This window comes from Pseudomonas sp. GG8, from assembly GCF_052976945.1.
The window spans coordinates 2711467-2728621 of sequence record NZ_JBRIIP010000001.1 but is presented as its reverse complement, the minus strand read 5'-3'; the positions used below and the strand labels follow the sequence as shown (position 1 = coordinate 2728621).

Here is a 17155-nt window from a genome sequence, read left to right as displayed (position 1 = left end):
GGACATGAAGCTCAGCTTGGGACCGGTCCTGTTTTATTGGGACAAAGAGCAACTCAGTAACTTTTACGCCGAGATGTCGGCCTTGCCTCTGGATGTGATTTATCTGGGGGAAACCGTGTGTTCGAAACGCCGGGCATTTTCATTGGATCAATGGCTGGGCCTGGGGCGCGAGTTGCACGAGTGCAGCCAGGCGCAGATGGTGCTTTCCAGCCTGACGCTGATCGAAGCAGCCTCCGAGCTCTCCAGCCTGCGCCGCCTGTGCGACAACGGCCAGTTGCTGGTGGAAGCCAACGACATGGGCGCGGTGCAGTTTCTGGCCGAGCGCAAGCTGCCCTTTGTTGGTGGCCCGGCACTCAATCTGTACAACGGCCATGCGCTGACGCAACTGCTGGACTGCGGAATGACCCGCTGGGTGCCACCGGTGGAGTGTTCGGCGGCGCTGATTGGCGATGTGATCGAGCAGGTGCGCGAGTTGGGACGTGAGGTGCCGGAAGTTGAAATCTTTGCCTATGGGCATTTGCCCCTGGCCTATTCCGCACGCTGCTTTACCGCCAGGGCGGAAAACCGACCCAAGGACGACTGTCAGTTTTGCTGCATCAACTACCCCGACGGCCTGGCCTTGAGCAGTCAGGAAGGCCAGCCGTTGTTCACCATCAACGGCATTCAAACAATGTCGGCCGACGTGACCAACCTGCTGGCTGATTATTCCGGACTGGTGGCCTGCGGTGCCGATCTGTTGCGCCTGAGCCCGCGAGCCCAGGGCATGGAGGAAGTGATTGCCGCCTATCAACGGGTTCGCCTGGGCGAGACGCCGCCGCTGTTCGTTGAGGGCTGTAATGGTTATTGGCATGGCCAGGCTGGCATGTTGCGCGTCGAGGAGGCAGGCCTGTGTTGAACCGAAAAAAATGGTTATTGAAAGGTGCTGATCGGTTGTTGCCGCTGGCGCACCGAGTGCCTTTTGCCGTACAGCGGTTGGTGTTGCAGCAAGCGCTCAATCGCTGCCTCGCCGAGCCGCTGCGCGACGGCAGTTTTGAACTGCTACGGGGTCGTTGGATGTGCCTGCGGATTCCCGATCTGAGCTTGTCTTGGTACCTGACCCTGGGGCGTGAGGGATTGCAGATCGCCGAGCGAGCAAAGGCGCAAGTGACCATCAGTGGCAACTGGCGGGAGTTTTTACTCCTGGCCAGTCGTCAGGAGGACCCTGACACCCTGTTTTTTCGCAGGCGTCTGGTGATTGAGGGGGATACCGAATTGGGGTTGGCGTTGAAGAACCTGATCGATAGCCTGGACCCTGATGTATTGCCTGTTTGGTTGTGGCGCAATCTGGAGCGGGCAGGGAAGGGGTTGGCGGCGGGGTGAGAATCTGCATTGCTGTGACCTACGCAGATTCGGTGTGTGGATTGCCTGCGATGAAGGCGGCCTTACAGCTGGCTATCTTTCGCAGATGTACACTCTCCCACATTGGATTTTCATTGCATCAAGACCCTGCCAGACCCTCAAGCCATCGTCTCGGCGGCTACGATCATCCGGTTTTTCTCCTCAAGATCACCTCCGCCAATCAACCGTTTAATCTCCTCGAATAACTCATCACTCTGCTCCTCAGTGCAGTCCTCGCCATAGCGTTTGCGCAGGCCGTGATGGCTGAGGATCAGGTGCACATTGGCGTGTAGGCCGTGCTGGTTCAGGCAGGCTTCGACGCATTGCAGCGGGCAGCCGTCCAGCGCGAGGATCCGCCGTCCCGAGCGCGCTTTGTTGACCAGCGGCGCGACATGGCCGCCGACACCGACGATGCAGGACATTTCGGCCAGGCCTGCGCGATCCAGGCGCAAGGCCAGGGTGTTGGCCAGTTGTGCGACATTCGAACAGCCGGAGCAGGAGTAGACCAAAGGCAGGGTTGAATCGGGCATGAACATTCTCCACTGATGGACTCTGCCAGTGTGCAAGGCTGGCAGCATTGTGCCTTGACCATGGTCAAATCCGGGGGCGGCTACTGTTGGTAGGCGGCCAGATCCTCTTCGGCGAGGATGCGGATATTGCGGCGCTCCATGGCGATCAGGCCGCTCTCGACCAGACGATGCAAAATGCGCGAGAAGGTTTCCGGCTGGATCCCCAGTTTCGACGCCACCAGACGCTTGGACACCTGCAAGACGATCTGGCCGTTGACCGGGTCCCGTTCCTGGAACAGGAAATTGATGACCCGTCGGCTGGCGTTGGCGAGGGTCAGGGTGTCAATGTCCTTGAGGCGCTGGTGCAGGTGAATGCTCATGCTCGCCAGGATCGCCAGGCAGATCTTCGGCTGATCTTCCAGGGCGTTGCGGTAATGGCTGCCCTCAATGCTGACCAGCACGCAGTCCTTCAGCGCCGTGGCACTCACCGGGTAGAGTCTGGCCTGGCTGAACAGCAAGGCTTCGGCGAAGGTTTGCCCGGCATGGATGATCTCCACCAGGTTTTCCTGACCTTCACCCGTGACCCGGTGCAGCTTGATCTGACCGCTGACCAGCAAAAAAAAACGTTTGGCCGGATCGCCTTGGTGCATGAGTGTGGCGTGACAGCCCAAATGTTTGAGATTGGCCAGATTGCAGACGTCCTGAAAGACCCTTTCCGGCAATTGGCTGAACAGGTGGTGACGGCGCAAGATTAAAACGATTGAAGGGTGGGTCAGCATGGCGTACCTCCGCTGGCGGTCATGGTAGAGCTCGCGGACCCTTCGGCCTATGCCTCCGCAGGTCTACCTCCAAAGAGGGATGTCTGTCAGCTGGTGCTGCGCAGATGCTCCATGGCCCACACTGCCGCCTCTACCCGCGAGCGCAAGCCGAGCTTGTGCAGCAGGTTTTTGACGTGAACCTTGACCGTACCTTCGGTGATGCCCAGCTTGTGCCCGATGACCTTGTTGCTAAAGCCGCTGGCAATGGTTTTCAGTACCTGGCGTTCGCGCTCGGTCAGTTCCACCACAGTCTGGCGTGGTGGTGAACGCAGTGCTTGGGCCATGACCCGAGTCAGACCGGGGCTGATGACCAGTGCACCGTTCAATGCATCACGAATGTATTGAATCAACAGTTCGGGCTCCATGTCCTTGAGCAGGTAGCCATCGGCATCCAGGCGCAGCGCGTCACGAATATCATCTTCGGCGTCCGACACCGTAAACAGCAGCACCTTTCCCGTGTAGTGCGTGGCCCGTAACCGCCGCAGGGTTTCAATGCCATTCATCTGCGGCATGTTGTTATCGAGCAATATCAGATCGGGTTGCAACGGCTCTATGAGCGCGAGTGCTTCCTCACCGTTTCCGGCTTCACCGACGATCTCGAAATCATCCTCGAGTTCGAGCATTTGGCGGATGCCATGACGCATCATCGGATGATCGTCCACCAGCAGGATTCTGTGTCGCAGGGGCAAATTCATGAAACGCTACCTTCTGTTTGCTGCCCGAGAAACTCCGGTTGGAATTCCAGTTGGACGAGGGTGCCTTGCGGCACTCGGGAACATATTTGCAGTTGACCGTGCAAGCTGCGGGCGCGTTCTTCCATGATGGTCAGGCCGTGGTGTTCACGCTTGTCGGTATTGCCGCTGAAGCCCCGACCATCGTCTTCGACCGAGAGCCTGACGGTTTCGCCATCCTGACGCAGTTGCAGCCAGGCGTTTTGCGCATGGGCGTGGCGCGAGCAGTTGGACAGCGCTTCGCGAGTGATTTGCAGAATGTGGATTTGCTCACTGGCCGACAGTTGAAAGGCCAGGGTATCGACGTGCAGGTGCACCAGGAAATCCCCACGGCGGGAGAACTCCAGGGCGGTGTCCTTGAGTTCTTGCACCAGCCCTTCGTCGTGAATCTGCAAGCGAAAGGTGGTCAACAGTTCGCGTAACTGGCGGTAGGCATTGTTCAGCCCTTCGCGCAGTTCGGCGGTGACGGTTTCCAGGGTTTCGACCGGTTCGCCACGGCGCATCAGGGTTTGCATGCGGCTGACCTGGAGCTTCATGTACGACAGCGCCTGGGCCAGTGAGTCGTGCAGCTCGCGGGCGATGATGGTGCGTTCTTCGAGCAGCAGCAGGCGATGATCCTGTTCGCGCTGACGTTTGAGCGAGAGCGAGGTGCCAATCAGGTTGGCCAACGCCTGGATCAGTTGGGACTCCCAGCTCTGTGCCCGATGCCCGTCGTCAAAATACGCTTTGAGCTCACCCAGTTCGTTGCCCTGGTTGCTGATGCTGAAAGTTTTCGGACTCGATTTAGTGTGTTTCTGGCAGGTGGCGCATTCACTGCTGGCACAGACTTCCCGCTGGTTTTCGCCATGCAGGGCGAGCATGTGCGAGGCGGGTGCCTGTACCGCGCCGCGTAAACACAGCGATAGACGCAAGCCAGGCAGGCGTTGCTGGAAGCGACGGATCAGTTCATCCAGCCCTTCGGCATTGGCCAGGCGCGTAGCCAGGCTGCGGCTGCTTTGGTACAGCAGTTCCAGGGCAGCATTGGCTTGTTGCAGGTTCAGGGTCTTCTGTTGGACCTGACTCTCCAGAGTACGGTGCGACTCTTCGATTGTTTCGGCCATGGCGTTGAAACTCATGGCCAACTGGCCCAGCTCATCTTGCGACTGATGGTTGACCCTCACTTTGAAGTCAGCGTCGCGAAAGCGCTTGGTGGCATCCACCAATTCTTGCAAGGGCTTTACGACGCCGTACTGCAACTCGTACAGACCGATCAGCAGGATGAAGATGGTGGTGAACAAGGCCATGCCCTGGATTGCCTGCTGCCAGCCTTGTTTGTGTTCGCTTTGTTGCTGCAACAGGCTGACGAACTGGTTCAGCTGCTCGACGAAAGGCAAGGCGTTGGCCTGGAAAAACGCCGAGTCGCCACGCTCCAGCGCCGGACGTAAATCGGCGTTCCATCGTTGCTGGATTTGTTGGTAACTGGTCTGCAGCGCGGTTGCCGGGCCATCTTCCAGCACAGCCTTGAGTGACTGGCTGTCCAGCCGTTGTTGCAGGCTGTCGGTGATGCTCGAGATTTCTTCGGCGGTTGCGCCAGAGGCCAGTTTCCAGCTCAGGTGGTAGGTCTCCATGCGCACGGAACCGGCGGTGTTGATGGCCGCCGCATCGCCTTGACTGAACCAGGCGATAAGCCCGGCGCTCAGGGAGCTGGCGAGGGCCAGGATGGCGATCAGGATTACCGCTAGCGCCGCACGAGCGGGCAGGGAGCTGCGCAACCAGCGCAGCATCAGCGCCGATCCAGAAATAAGATGAGGAAACCTGGCATGTAGAACTCCAAATGGTGGCTGCGGGTGGTTTTGCAGCCGATCCCGGGCGCACTACCTCTAAAGAGTTGTCGGCCGCTCCCAGTCGGTTAAAACGTCTGAAGGCGAAGTTAATATATTGATAAATATAGGGTTTTATTGTCTTTTTGGACTACCTCCTTGGAGGTAGCGCCCATCAGCATAGGCTTATACCGCCATGGGCTTCGTTGATGTGGGTCAATTTTCTGCAGGGTGCGCCTCACTAGTCTCCAGCCATGGATAACTGACTGGAGAGCGTTGTGACCCAACCGCGTGTGCAACAAGGGCTAGTGCTGGGTATGAGTACGCTGGCCTTCACCGTGTGTTTTATGGTCTGGATGATGTTTGCCGTGCTCGGCGTGCCGATCAAGGAGCTTCTCCAGCTCAACGAAACCCAATTCGGCCTGCTCGCCGCAACCCCGGTGCTGACCGGCTCGCTGGTACGTTTGCCGTTGGGCCTGCTGACCGACCGCTTCGGCGGGCGCAGCGTGTTCTTCCTGCTGATGCTGGCCTGCGTGGCGCCACTGTATCTGATCAGCCACGCCACCGCCTACTGGCAGTTCTTGGCGTTGGGCTTGTTCGTTGGCCTCGCCGGCGGCTCGTTTTCAGTGGGGATTGCCTACGTCGCCAAATGGTTCGACAAGGAGAATCAGGGCTTCGCCATGGGCATCTTCGGTGCAGGGAATGCCGGGGCTGCGGTGACCAAGTTTCTGGCTCCTGCGCTTATCGCTGCCGGCAGCTGGCAGTTGGTGCCGAAAGTCTACAGCGCAATCCTGTTCATCACTGCACTGCTGTTCTGGTTCTTGAGCGCAGAAAACAAAGGCCATCGCAGCGCCACCGGCGCCAGCTTGCGTGAACAACTAAGCGCGTTGAAGGACCCGGCGGTGTGGCGTTACTGCCAGTACTACTCGATCGTTTTCGGCGGCTACGTCGGCCTCGCGCTGTGGATGACCAAATACTACGTGCAGGAATACGGCTTCAACTTGCAAAGCGCGGCTCTGTTGGCAGCCTGCTTTTCCCTGCCCGGCGGCGTACTGCGCGCCGTCGGCGGCTGGATGTCGGATCGCTGGGGGCCTCAGAGCGTCACCTGGTGGGTGTTGTGGGTCAGCTGGATCTGCTTGTTCCTGCTCTCGTATCCCCAGACCCAATTGCAGGTGCAGACCATCAACGGCCCGCTGAACCTTCATATCGGCTTGAGCCCCACGCTATTCACTGTGCTGCTGTTCGTCATGGGCATCGCCTTCGCGTTCGGCAAGGCGTCGGTTTTCAAATACATCGCCAACGACTACCCGGAAAACATGGGGGCGGTGTCCGGCATTGTCGGCCTCGCCGGCGGCTTGGGCGGTTTCGTGTTGCCGATTCTGTTCGGCGCACTGGTGGACCTGACCGGCGTGCGCTCCTCCTGCTTCATGTTGATGTATGGCGTGGTCTGGGTCTCTCTCACCTGGATGTATTTCAGCGAAATCCGCAAACGTCCGTGGCTCGGTAAGCAGCCGCCAGTGACCCCATTCCCGTTTTCCAGCATTGCCCAAGGAGAAGAACATGTCCGTTCTGCAAAAGCCTGATTCAGGCCCGGTCATTCACGACTGGCGCCCGGAAGACCCCGCGTTCTGGGGGCGTACCGGCAAACAAACCGCTACACGTAATCTGTGGATCTCCATTCCCGCGCTGTTGTTGGCCTTTGCAGTGTGGATGGTCTGGAGCACGGTGATTGTGCGTTTGAACGCCATTGGCTTCAGCTTCAGCACCGATCAGCTTTTTTGGCTGGCGGCATTGCCTGGGCTCTCTGGCGCAACCTTGCGGGTCTTCTACTCCTTTATGGTGCCGATCTTCGGCGGCCGCCGCTGGACCGCCCTGAGTACCGCGTCGCTGTTGCTGCCATCGATCTGGATGGGCTTTGCCGTGCAGGACCCGAGCACCTCCTACAGTGTGTTTGTCCTGATTGCGTTGCTCTGCGGTTTCGGCGGCGGCAACTTTGCTTCGAGCATGTCCAACATCAGCTTCTTCTATCCCAAGTCCCAGCAGGGTACGGCCTTGGGCCTCAACGCCGGGCTGGGCAACCTGGGCGTCTCGGTGATGCAGTTCTGTGTGCCGCTGGTGATTACCTTTGGTGTGTTCGGCTTCATGGGCGGGGCACCGCAAGTCCTGCCAGACGGCAGCCAGTTGTGGCTGCAGAACGCAGGGTTTATCTGGGTGCCGTTCATTGTCGCGGTGACGCTGATTGCCTGGTTCGGCATGAATGACTTGTCCAGCGCCAGAGCCTCGTTCAGCGAGCAGGCAGTGATCTTCAAGCGCAAGCACAACTGGCTGATGTGCTGGTTGTACCTGGCAACCTTCGGTTCGTTCATCGGCTTCTCCGCAGCTTTTCCGCTGCTGATCAAAACTTCCTTCCCGGATGTCATCGCCTTGAAATTCGCCTTCCTCGGCCCCTTGGTCGGTGCCTTGGTGCGCCCATTGGGCGGCTGGTTGGCGGACAAGCTCGGCGGCGCGAAAGTGACCTTGTGGAACTTCGTCCTGATGATCGTCATGGTCTTCGGCGTATTGCACTTTCTGCCGCAGAACGGTTCGGGTGGCAACTTCTACGGCTTCCTCGGCATGTTCATGCTGCTGTTTATCACCACGGGCGTGGGCAACGGCTCCACCTTCCGGATGATCCCGGTGATCTTCCGCACCCTTCATGAAAAGTTCTCCGCCGGGCAAGCGCCTGCCATCCGCGAACAAGCGATGAAAAATGCCGGCAAGGAATCGGCTGCAGTGCTCGGCTTCAGTTCTGCGATGGGCGCCTTCGGTGCGTTCTTCATTCCCAAATCCTTCGGCACTTCGATGGCGCAGACCGGCGGCCCGGAGATGGCCTTCTACATGTTCGTCGGCTTTTACCTGAGTTGCATTGTGGTGACTTGGTGGTGGTACGCCCGCAAGGGCGCCGCGACGCCCTGCTGACACGACCCGAATCCAACCATTGCGTGGGCGGGGCACAGACCCCGCGGCAAGCCTGAGAGGAATACACCTTGAGTCATTTACTGGATCAACTGCGGTTTTTCAATCGCAAGCAAAACGAGTTTTCCGACGGTCATGGAGAAACCCGCAAGGAGTCCCGCGACTGGGAAAACGTCTACCGTTCGCGGTGGCAGTACGACAAGATCGTGCGTTCCACCCACGGGGTGAACTGCACGGGATCCTGTTCCTGGAAAATTTACGTCAAAAACGGTCTGATCACGTGGGAAACCCAACAGACGGACTACCCGCGCACCCGCAATGATCTGCCCAACCATGAGCCCCGTGGCTGCCCGCGTGGTGCCAGCTACAGCTGGTACATCTACAGCGCCAACCGGCTCAAGTACCCGAAAATTCGCAAGCCGTTGCTCAAACTCTGGCGCGATGCGCGGCAGACTATGGCACCGGTCGAAGCCTGGGCCAGTATCGTCGAGGACAAGGTCAAGGCCGACTCCTATAAAAGCAAACGCGGCATGGGTGGTTTCATTCGTTCCAACTGGGAGGAAGTCAACGAGATCATCGCGGCTTCCAATGTCTACACCATTAAGCAATATGGCCCTGACCGGATCGTCGGTTTCTCGCCGATCCCGGCCATGTCGATGGTCAGCTATGCCGCAGGTTCGCGTTACCTGTCGCTGATCGGTGGCGCGTGCCTGAGCTTCTATGACTGGTACTGCGACTTGCCACCGGCGTCGCCAATGGTCTGGGGCGAGCAGACCGACGTGCCGGAATCGGCCGACTGGTACAACTCCAACTACATCATTGCCTGGGGTTCCAACGTTCCTCAGACCCGTACCCCGGATGCGCACTTTTTCACCGAAGTCCGTTACAAGGGCACCAAAACGGTCGCTATCACTCCCGATTACTCGGAAGTGGCCAAGCTCACCGATCTGTGGCTCAACCCCAAGCAAGGCACCGATGCGGCGCTGGCCCAGGCGTTCAACCATGTAATTTTCAAAGAATTCCACCTGGACAAGCCAAGCGCCTATTTCACTGACTACGCCAAGCGCTTTACCGATCTGCCGGTGCTGGTGCTGCTCAAGCAAATGGTCGACAAGGCGCCGGGCGCCGGTTACCAGCCGGACCGCTTCTTGCGCGCCAGTGACCTGACCGACAATCTCGGCCAGGAAAACAACCCGGAATGGAAAACCATCGCCCTGGATGTCAGCGGCGAATTGGTGTCCCCTCAGGGTTCCATCGGCTATCGCTGGGGCGAGAAGGGCAAGTGGAACATCCTTCCCCGTGAAGGCGGAGAAGGCCGTGAGATCGATCTGAAACTGAGCCTGATCGGTGATGACGTAGCCGAAGTGGCGTTCCCGTATTTTGCCGGCGAGTCCCACGAACACTTCCAGCACGTGGCAGGCGATGCGGTGCAATACCGGCGTGTGCCGGTGCATAACGTGGTTCTGGCGGACGGCAGCGTGGCGAAAGTCGCCACCGTGTTCGACCTGTCGGCGGCCAATCTGGCGATCGATCGAGGCCTCGGTGGCGCTAACGTGGCCAAGGACTACGACGACGCCAGCGTACCCGGCACTCCGGCTTGGCAGGAGCAGATCACCGGCGTCAGCCGTGAGAAAGCCATCCAGATCGCCCGTGAATTCGCCGACAACGCCGACAAGACCAAGGGTCGCTCGATGATCATCGTTGGCGCGGCGATGAATCACTGGTACCACATGGACATGAACTACCGTGGGCTGATCAATATGCTCATGCTGTGTGGTTGTGTCGGCCAGACCGGTGGCGGTTGGGCGCACTACGTCGGTCAGGAAAAACTCCGTCCGCAATGCGGCTGGCTGCCACTGGCATTCGGCCTGGACTGGAATCGTCCGCCACGGCAAATGAACGGCACCAGTTTCTTCTACGCCCATAGCTCGCAATGGCGTCACGAGAAAATGAGCATGCACGACGTGCTCTCGCCGCTGGCCGATAAAAGTCAGTTCCCCGAACATGCCCTGGATTACAACATCCGCGCCGAACGCGCCGGTTGGCTGCCCAGCGCGCCACAATTGAACACCAACCCGCTGCATATTTGCCGTGACGCTGCTGCGGCTGGCATGGACCCCAAAGACTACGTGGTCAAGTCGTTGCAGGACGGTTCCCTGCGGTTCTCCTGCGAACAGCCGGACAGCCCGGTGAACTTCCCGCGCATCATGTTCATCTGGCGCTCCAACCTGCTGGGCTCCTCGGGCAAAGGCCACGAGTACATGCTCAAGTACCTGCTCGGCACCAAAAACGGTGTGATGAACGAAGATATCGGCAAGGTTGGCGACTGCAAGCCGGAAGAGGCGGAATGGGTGGACGAGGGCGCTATCGGCAAACTCGATCTGGTCACCACGCTGGACTTCCGCATGTCCTCGACCTGCGTCTACTCGGACATCGTGTTGCCGACGGCAACCTGGTACGAAAAAGACGACATGAACACCTCGGACATGCACCCGTTCATTCACCCGTTGTCGGCAGCCATCGACCCGGCCTGGGAATCGCGTTCGGACTGGGAAATCTACAAAGGCATCGCCAAGGCGTTCTCCAGCATGTCCGAAGGGCATCTGGGCGTTGAAAAGGACCTGGTGACCATCCCGCTGATGCACGACAGCGTCGGCGAACTGGCCCAGCCATTCGGCGGTACCGACTGGAAAAGTGCCGGCGTGGCTCCAGAGCCAGGGAAGAACGCCCCGAACTTGCACGTGGTGGAGCGTGACTACCCGAACATTTACAAACAGTTCACGTCCCTTGGGCCATTGCTTGAGAAGAACGGCAACGGTGGCAAGGGCATCAATTGGAACACCGACGATGAAGTGAAATTCCTCGGTGAGCTCAATCACCACGAAGGCGCAGCCGGTATCAGCCAGGGTCGGCCGAAAATCGACACGGCGATCGATGCCGCTGAAGTGATTCTGTCCCTGGCGCCAGAAACCAACGGCCAGGTGGCGGTCAAGGCCTGGGCCGCGCTGTCGGAATTCACCGGGATCGACCACAGCCATCTGGCGCTGTCCAAGGCTCACGAGGCGATTCGTTTCCGCGATATTCAGGCACAGCCGCGCAAGATCATTTCCAGCCCGACCTGGTCGGGACTCGAAGACGATCACGTCAGCTACAACGCCGGCTACACCAACGTTCATGAAGGGATTCCATGGCGCACCATCACCGGTCGCCAGCAGTTCTATCAGGATCACCCGTGGATGCAGGCGTTCGGTGAGCAGCTGATGAGTTATCGGCCGCCGGTCAACACCCGCACCATCGAAGGGGTGAAAGGCAAGCGCAGCAACGGCGAAACCGAAATCGTCCTGAACTGGATCACTCCGCACCAGAAATGGGGCATCCACAGCACCTACAGCGACAACCTGCTGATGCTCACCCTCAGCCGTGGTGGGCCGATTGTCTGGCTCTCCGAGATCGACGCGAAACGCGCCGGTATCGAAGACAACGACTGGATCGAGTGCTTCAACATCAACGGTGCGCTGACCGCCCGGGCGGTGGTCAGTCAGCGGGTCAAGGAAGGCATGGTGATGATGTACCACGCCCAGGAACGGATCGTGAACGTACCCGGTTCCGAAACCACCAAGACCCGTGGCGGTCATCACAACTCGGTCACCCGCGTTGTGCTCAAGCCAACCCACATGATCGGTGGCTACGCTCAGCAAGCCTACGGTTTCAACTATTACGGCACGGTCGGTTGCAACCGCGATGAATTCGTCGTGGTGCGCAAGATGGCCAAAGTCGACTGGCTCGATGGTTCGACAGGCGATGACCTGCCGCGTCCCCTGCCGACCGAAATCGAGGAGAACTGAGATGAAGATTCGCTCACAAATCGGCATGGTTCTGAACCTGGACAAATGCATCGGTTGCCACACGTGCTCAATCACCTGCAAAAACGTCTGGACCAGTCGCGAAGGCATGGAATACGCCTGGTTCAACAACGTCGAATCGAAACCCGGGATCGGTTACCCGAAAGAATGGGAAAACCAGGACAAGTGGAAGGGCGGCTGGATCCGCAATGCCAACGGCACGATTAACCCGCGCATTGGCGGTAAATTCCGCGTGTTGGCGAACATTTTTGCCAACCCGGATCTGCCGAGCCTTGATGATTACTACGAACCCTTCGACTTCGATTACCAGCATCTGCACACCGCACCGCTGGGCGAGCACCAGCCAACGGCACGGCCGCGCTCGCTGATTTCTGGCAAGCGTATGGAAAAAATCGAGTGGGGCCCGAACTGGGAGGAAATTCTCGGTACCGAATTCGCCAAACGGCGCAAAGACAAGAACTTCGACAAGATCCAGGCCGACATCTACGGCGAGTATGAAAATACATTCATGATGTATTTGCCGCGTCTGTGCGAGCACTGCCTCAACCCTACGTGCGCAGCGGCCTGCCCGAGCGGGGCGATCTACAAGCGCGAAGAAGACGGGATTGTCCTGATCGACCAGGAAAAATGCCGTGGCTGGCGGATGTGCATCAGCGGCTGCCCGTACAAGAAGATCTACTTCAACTGGAAAAGCGGTAAATCCGAGAAGTGCATCTTCTGCTACCCGCGTATCGAAGCCGGGATGCCGACGGTCTGTGCCGAAACTTGCGTCGGGCGGATTCGCTACCTCGGTGTGCTGCTGTATGACGCCGACCGCATCAGCGAAGTGGCGAGCACGGCGAATGAGCAGGATCTGTACGAGAAACAACTGGAGATTTTCCTCGACCCGAACGACCCGGCAGTGATTCGCCAGGCCCTGGCCGACGGTGTACCGCAGTCGGTGATCGATTCCGCACAACGTTCGCCGGTCTACAAAATGGCCGTGGACTGGAAACTCGCACTGCCGCTGCACCCGGAATACCGCACCTTGCCGATGGTTTGGTACGTACCGCCGCTGTCGCCGATCCAGAACGCTGCCACTGCTGGCACCGTGGGCATGAACGGGGTGATCCCGGACGTTGACAGCCTGCGTATTCCACTCAAGTACCTGGCCAACCTGCTGACCGCCGGCGATGAAAAACCGGTCAAACGCGCGCTCAAACGCTTGCTGGCAATGCGTGCCTACAAACGCTCCGAACAAGTCGATGGCGTTCAGGACCTGCAAGTGCTGGCGGATGTCGGCTTGAGCGTGGCCCAGGTCGAGGAGATGTATCGCTACCTGGCGATTGCCAACTACGAAGACCGTTTCGTGGTGCCCAGTGCCCACCGTGAAGATGCCATGAGCGATGCCTTTGCCGAGCGCTCGGGCTGCGGCTTCAGTTTCGGCAGCGGCTGCAGTGGCAGTTCCGACACCAATATGTTTGGCGCGAAGAAAGCCAACCGCCGCGACATCCTGAAAACCGTTCAGTTGTGGGAGGAATGAGCATGCGCATTCTCAAAGTGATTTCGCTTCTGCTCGATTATCCGACCGAGACATTGATCGCCGGCCGTGAAGAACTGGAACAGGCGATTATCCAGGCCCGGGAAATCAGCCCCAAGCAGCGCGGCGCGTTGTTCGAATTGCTTGAGCTGATCTGCGCCAATGACCTGATGGACGGGCAGGAGCACTACGGTGCGCTGTTTGGTCGGGGTCGCTCGCTGTCGCTGCTGCTGTTCGAGCATGTGCACGGCGAATCCCGTGACCGGGGTCAAGCCATGGTCGACATGATGGCGCAATACGAGGAGGCCGGTTTTGCCATCGGCGTCAAAGAGCTGCCGGACTACATCCCGCTGTACCTGGAGTTCCTCTCCACCCGCGAAGACATCGAGGCTCGCGAGGGCCTGGCCGATGTGTCGCATCTGTTGGCCTTGCTGGCGGCGCGTCTGGAAGAGCGTGAGAGTGCGTATGCCAGTTGCTTCCGGGCGCTGCTGCAGATCGCCGGAGCCGAGCCCCATCAGGCGGTGGCCGATCTGCGCGCACAGGTTGCAGCGGAACCCCGCGACGACTCCCTCGAAGCCCTCGACAAGATATGGGAAGAAGAGGCTGTGGACTTTCTCCAGGCTGAACAGCAGGACCGTTGTGGCTCCCTGCCGAGTGCGCCGGGCAAGGCCCGTGAGGAAAGCGCAGTACCGCTGCACTGGGTCGATTTTCAGCATGAAGGGTTGGCCGCCGTGCCAGCCGGGGAGGTAGGTAATGTCTAAATGGAATCTGTTGTTGTTCGGGGTGTACCCCTATGTCGCGCTGGCGATCTGCCTGTTAGGCAGTTGGGCACGCTTCGATCTCTCGCAGTACACCTGGAAGGCTGGTTCCAGCCAGATGCTCAACAAGCGCGGGATGCGCGTGGCGAGCAACTTCTTCCATATTGGTGTGTTGTTTGTATTGGCTGGGCACTTTGTCGGCCTGCTGACGCCCGCGTCGGTTTATCACCATGTGATCAGCACTGAGAACAAGCAGTTGCTGGCGATGGTCTCCGGCGGGGTTTTTGGCCTGTTGTGCCTGATTGGTCTGCTGATGCTGGTCAATCGACGGCTCACTGATCCACGGGTCCGCGCCACTTCCAGCCCTTCAGATATTTTAATTCTGCTGGTGTTGCTGGCGCAGTTGGTACTCGGTCTGCTGACGATCGTGGCGTCCACTTCGCACATGGACGGCTCGGTGATGGTGATGCTCGCCGAATGGGCGCAGAACACCGTGCTGTTGCGTCCGATGGAAGCGGCAGCGGCCATCGAACCGGTCGGTTTGACCTACAAACTGCACGTGTTTCTCGGCTTGACCCTGTTCGTGCTGTTCCCCTTCACCCGTCTTGTACACATGATCAGTGCACCGATCTGGTACCTGGGACGGCGTTATCAAATCGTTCGGCAGAAAATCTGAGGAGGCAATCATGTCAGGTGGATGTGGATGTGGCGGCGGTAACGGCGGCAGCGGTGGCTGCGGTTCTTCAAAGCAAGCGGAGTCCTCAGCGCCCGGCGTCGTCGATATCGCGTCAGGCGGGGCGGTGCAGTTTGAGCCCCTCCCGGTTGAATCAGGCGCAACTGAACCGGCGGCTGCCGACGGCGCCCCGGTGCAATTGATCGCCAGCAGCGAACAGGAATGGCCGATCATCAGCGTCAACGATGTATCGATCACCCCAGAGATGATGGCTCTGGAGCTGCAATATCACCCGGCCGAAAGCCGCGAGGAGGCGGTCTATCTGGCCGCCAGGGCGCTGGTGATCCGCGAATTGTTGCAGCAGCGGATCGCCGAACTCGACCTGTCGTTGCAGATAGGTGCCGGTGAGAACGAAGAGGAAGCGGCCACCCGTTTGTTGCTCGAACGTGAGGTGCAGGTGCCTCAGTGTGATGAGGAAACCAGCCTTCGTTATTACGAAAACAATCGCGGACGCTTCCACAGCGCGCCGCTGTTAGCGGTGCGGCACATTCTGCTTGAATGTGCCCCGGACGATGCCGAGGCCCGCGGCCTGGCGCACGATCAGGCAGAAGTACTGCTACAGCGTCTGGAGGATTTCCCCGGCAGCTTCTCCGAGGTGGCGCAGAAGTATTCGGCCTGTCCGTCGAAGGCTCAAGGGGGCTCACTGGGGCAGATCAGCAAAGGGCAAACCGTGCCCGAGCTGGAACGCCAGCTGTTTACCCTGGCGCCGGGACTGGCCAGTAGACCGCTGGAGAGTCGCTACGGCTGGCACGTGATCAGTGTCGATCAACGGATCGAAGGCATGCCGTTGCCCTATGAGGTGGTTTCGACAGCGATTCGCACGCAGCTGCAGCAAGGTGTCTGGCAGAAAGCCTTGGTGCAGTACCTGCAAACCCTGATCGGTGCCGCGGATATTCGCGGTATTCACCTGCAGGGCGCCGACTCACCGCTGGTGCAGTAACCTTTGGCAAACCGGGAGATGTAATGAGCGCTGTCATGCAGGATGGTTTTGGGCGGCAGATCGATTATTTGCGGATGTCGGTGACAGATCGTTGTGATTTTCGCTGTGTGTATTGCATGGCGAAAAATATGACCTTCTTGCCGCGTCAGCAGGTCCTTACGCTCGAAGAGTTGCAGCGCCTGGCGACGCTGTTTGTCGGTCTGGGAGTGCGCAAAATCCGCCTGACCGGCGGCGAGCCGCTGATTCGCCCCGGTATTGTCGGCCTGTGCCGCAACATCGCCGCTTTGCCCGGTCTGCGCGAATTGGTGATGACCAGCAACGGCTCGCAACTGGGCCGTTTGGCCCGGCCGTTGGCGGAGGCCGGGGTCAAGCGGATGAATATCAGCCTCGATAGCCTGGACGGGGAGAAATTTCGCGCCATCACCCGCAACGGCGATCTCGATCAGGTGCTCAGCGGCATCGAAGCGGCTCGCGGTGCGGGCTTTGAGCGGATCAAGCTCAATTGCGTGGTCATGAAAGGGCGCAACTTCGATGAAGTCTTGGGGTTGGTGCAGTACGCCATCGAGCAACACATCGATATCAGTTTCATTGAAGAGATGCCCTTGGGCGACGTCGGACGTTCGCGGGGCGAGACATTCTGTTCCAGCGACGAGGTACGTGCACTGATCGCGAGTCGTCATCGGTTACTCGACAGCACCGAAAACAGCGGCGGACCTGCACGTTATGTGCGCCTGGAGCGCTACCCCGATACTCGGATCGGTTTCATTTCACCCAACAGCCACAACTTCTGTGGCAGCTGCAACCGGGTGCGGATGACGGTTGAAGGGCGGCTGTTGCTTTGCCTGGGTCAGGACGATGCCCTTGATTTGCGCGGCCTGCTGCGCCGCTATCCGCTGGACGACCAACCGGTGATCAACGCAGTGCGCCAAGCCTTGCTCGGCAAGCCGTTGCGTCACGATTTCAACCCCGAAGGTGAGGTGCAGATTCTGCGCTTCATGAGCATGAGTGGCGGTTGATCTTTCGTGTTTTCTGGCCGCCGTGGGCGGCCTTTTTTTTGCTGACGATTCTTGACGTCGATCAATTGCAGATGAGTCCTTTGTCCGTAGTCTTAACTGCATGTTGTGTTTTTAACAGTTAAAACATCTATATGTAG

14 protein-coding genes are annotated in these 17155 nt (G+C 59.0%); 10 read left to right on the top strand and 4 right to left on the bottom strand.

The genetic code is table 11. The features are described 5' to 3' along the window. Positions 1 to 4 precede the first annotated feature (4 nt). Both ACVBEG_RS13070 and ubiT read left to right on the top strand, forming a co-directional pair. Complete coding sequence (locus ACVBEG_RS13070; protein WP_322178865.1) at positions 5 to 895, top strand: U32 family peptidase; 891 nt, start codon at positions 5 to 7, stop codon at positions 893 to 895. Beyond that, positions 889 to 1359 (top strand): ubiquinone anaerobic biosynthesis accessory factor UbiT, encoded by a 471-nt coding sequence (gene ubiT / locus ACVBEG_RS13065; RefSeq protein WP_322178866.1) that lies wholly within the window; start codon positions 889 to 891, stop codon positions 1357 to 1359. Before ACVBEG_RS13070 ends, ubiT begins: the two co-directional genes overlap by 7 nt. A 137-nt stretch (positions 1360 to 1496) precedes the next feature. Here the strand turns inward: ubiT and ACVBEG_RS13060 are convergent, their stop codons facing one another. The 4 genes from ACVBEG_RS13060 to ACVBEG_RS13045 form a co-directional block, all read right to left on the bottom strand. Further along, on the bottom strand, positions 1497 to 1907 hold the full coding sequence (locus tag ACVBEG_RS13060; RefSeq protein ID WP_447107808.1) for a putative zinc-binding protein: 411 nt from the start codon (positions 1905 to 1907) through the stop codon (positions 1497 to 1499). Between the two features lie 80 nt (positions 1908 to 1987). Further along, positions 1988 to 2665: a Crp/Fnr family transcriptional regulator gene (locus ACVBEG_RS13055; RefSeq protein ID WP_447107807.1), complete on the bottom strand. Its 678-nt coding sequence runs from the start codon at positions 2663 to 2665 to the stop codon at positions 1988 to 1990. A gap of 86 nt (positions 2666 to 2751) precedes the next feature. Further along, positions 2752 to 3399, bottom strand: coding sequence for a two-component system response regulator NarL (gene narL, locus ACVBEG_RS13050; RefSeq protein ID WP_322178869.1), 648 nt, complete (start codon positions 3397 to 3399; stop codon positions 2752 to 2754). Beyond that, positions 3396 to 5198, bottom strand: coding sequence for a HAMP domain-containing protein (locus ACVBEG_RS13045; protein WP_322178870.1), 1803 nt, complete (start codon positions 5196 to 5198; stop codon positions 3396 to 3398). The genes narL and ACVBEG_RS13045 overlap by 4 nt, the downstream gene beginning before the upstream one ends. A 314-nt stretch (positions 5199 to 5512) precedes the next feature. On the opposite strand from ACVBEG_RS13045, the gene ACVBEG_RS13040 reads away from it, so the two are divergent. The 8 genes from ACVBEG_RS13040 (at position 5513) to moaA (ending at position 17018) form a co-directional block, all read left to right on the top strand. After that, the gene (locus tag ACVBEG_RS13040) at positions 5513 to 6817 is read left to right on the top strand and encodes an MFS transporter (RefSeq protein WP_322178871.1); all 1305 of its coding nucleotides are present in this window, start codon (positions 5513 to 5515) and stop codon (positions 6815 to 6817) included. Continuing rightward, the gene (locus ACVBEG_RS13035; protein WP_322178872.1) at positions 6795 to 8192 is read left to right on the top strand and encodes a NarK family nitrate/nitrite MFS transporter; all 1398 of its coding nucleotides are present in this window, start codon (positions 6795 to 6797) and stop codon (positions 8190 to 8192) included. Before ACVBEG_RS13040 ends, ACVBEG_RS13035 begins: the two co-directional genes overlap by 23 nt. A 68-nt stretch (positions 8193 to 8260) precedes the next feature. Beyond that, entirely contained in the window at positions 8261 to 12034 is a 3774-nt protein-coding gene (locus ACVBEG_RS13030) for a nitrate reductase subunit alpha (protein WP_322178873.1), read from the top strand. Position 12035: 1 nt separating this feature from the next. After that, complete coding sequence (gene narH, locus ACVBEG_RS13025; protein WP_046047388.1) at positions 12036 to 13574, top strand: nitrate reductase subunit beta; 1539 nt, start codon at positions 12036 to 12038, stop codon at positions 13572 to 13574. A 2-nt stretch (positions 13575 to 13576) separates the two neighbouring features. After that, a complete protein-coding gene (gene narJ / locus ACVBEG_RS13020) occupies positions 13577 to 14332 on the top strand; it encodes a nitrate reductase molybdenum cofactor assembly chaperone (RefSeq protein WP_219060015.1) in 756 nt (251 codons plus the stop codon). Next, positions 14325 to 15005, top strand: a complete 681-nt coding sequence (gene narI / locus ACVBEG_RS13015) for a respiratory nitrate reductase subunit gamma (protein WP_322178875.1) — start codon at positions 14325 to 14327, stop codon at positions 15003 to 15005. Before narJ ends, narI begins: the two co-directional genes overlap by 8 nt. 10 nt (positions 15006 to 15015) lie before the next feature. After that, positions 15016 to 16002 carry a peptidylprolyl isomerase gene (locus ACVBEG_RS13010; protein ID WP_322178876.1) on the top strand — a complete coding sequence of 329 codons (987 nt, stop codon included), beginning with the start codon at positions 15016 to 15018 and terminating at the stop codon, positions 16000 to 16002. Between the two features lie 23 nt (positions 16003 to 16025). Next, on the top strand, positions 16026 to 17018 hold the full coding sequence (moaA, locus tag ACVBEG_RS13005) for a GTP 3',8-cyclase MoaA (RefSeq protein ID WP_447107806.1): 993 nt from the start codon (positions 16026 to 16028) through the stop codon (positions 17016 to 17018). The last annotated feature ends 137 nt before the right edge of the window (positions 17019 to 17155 follow it).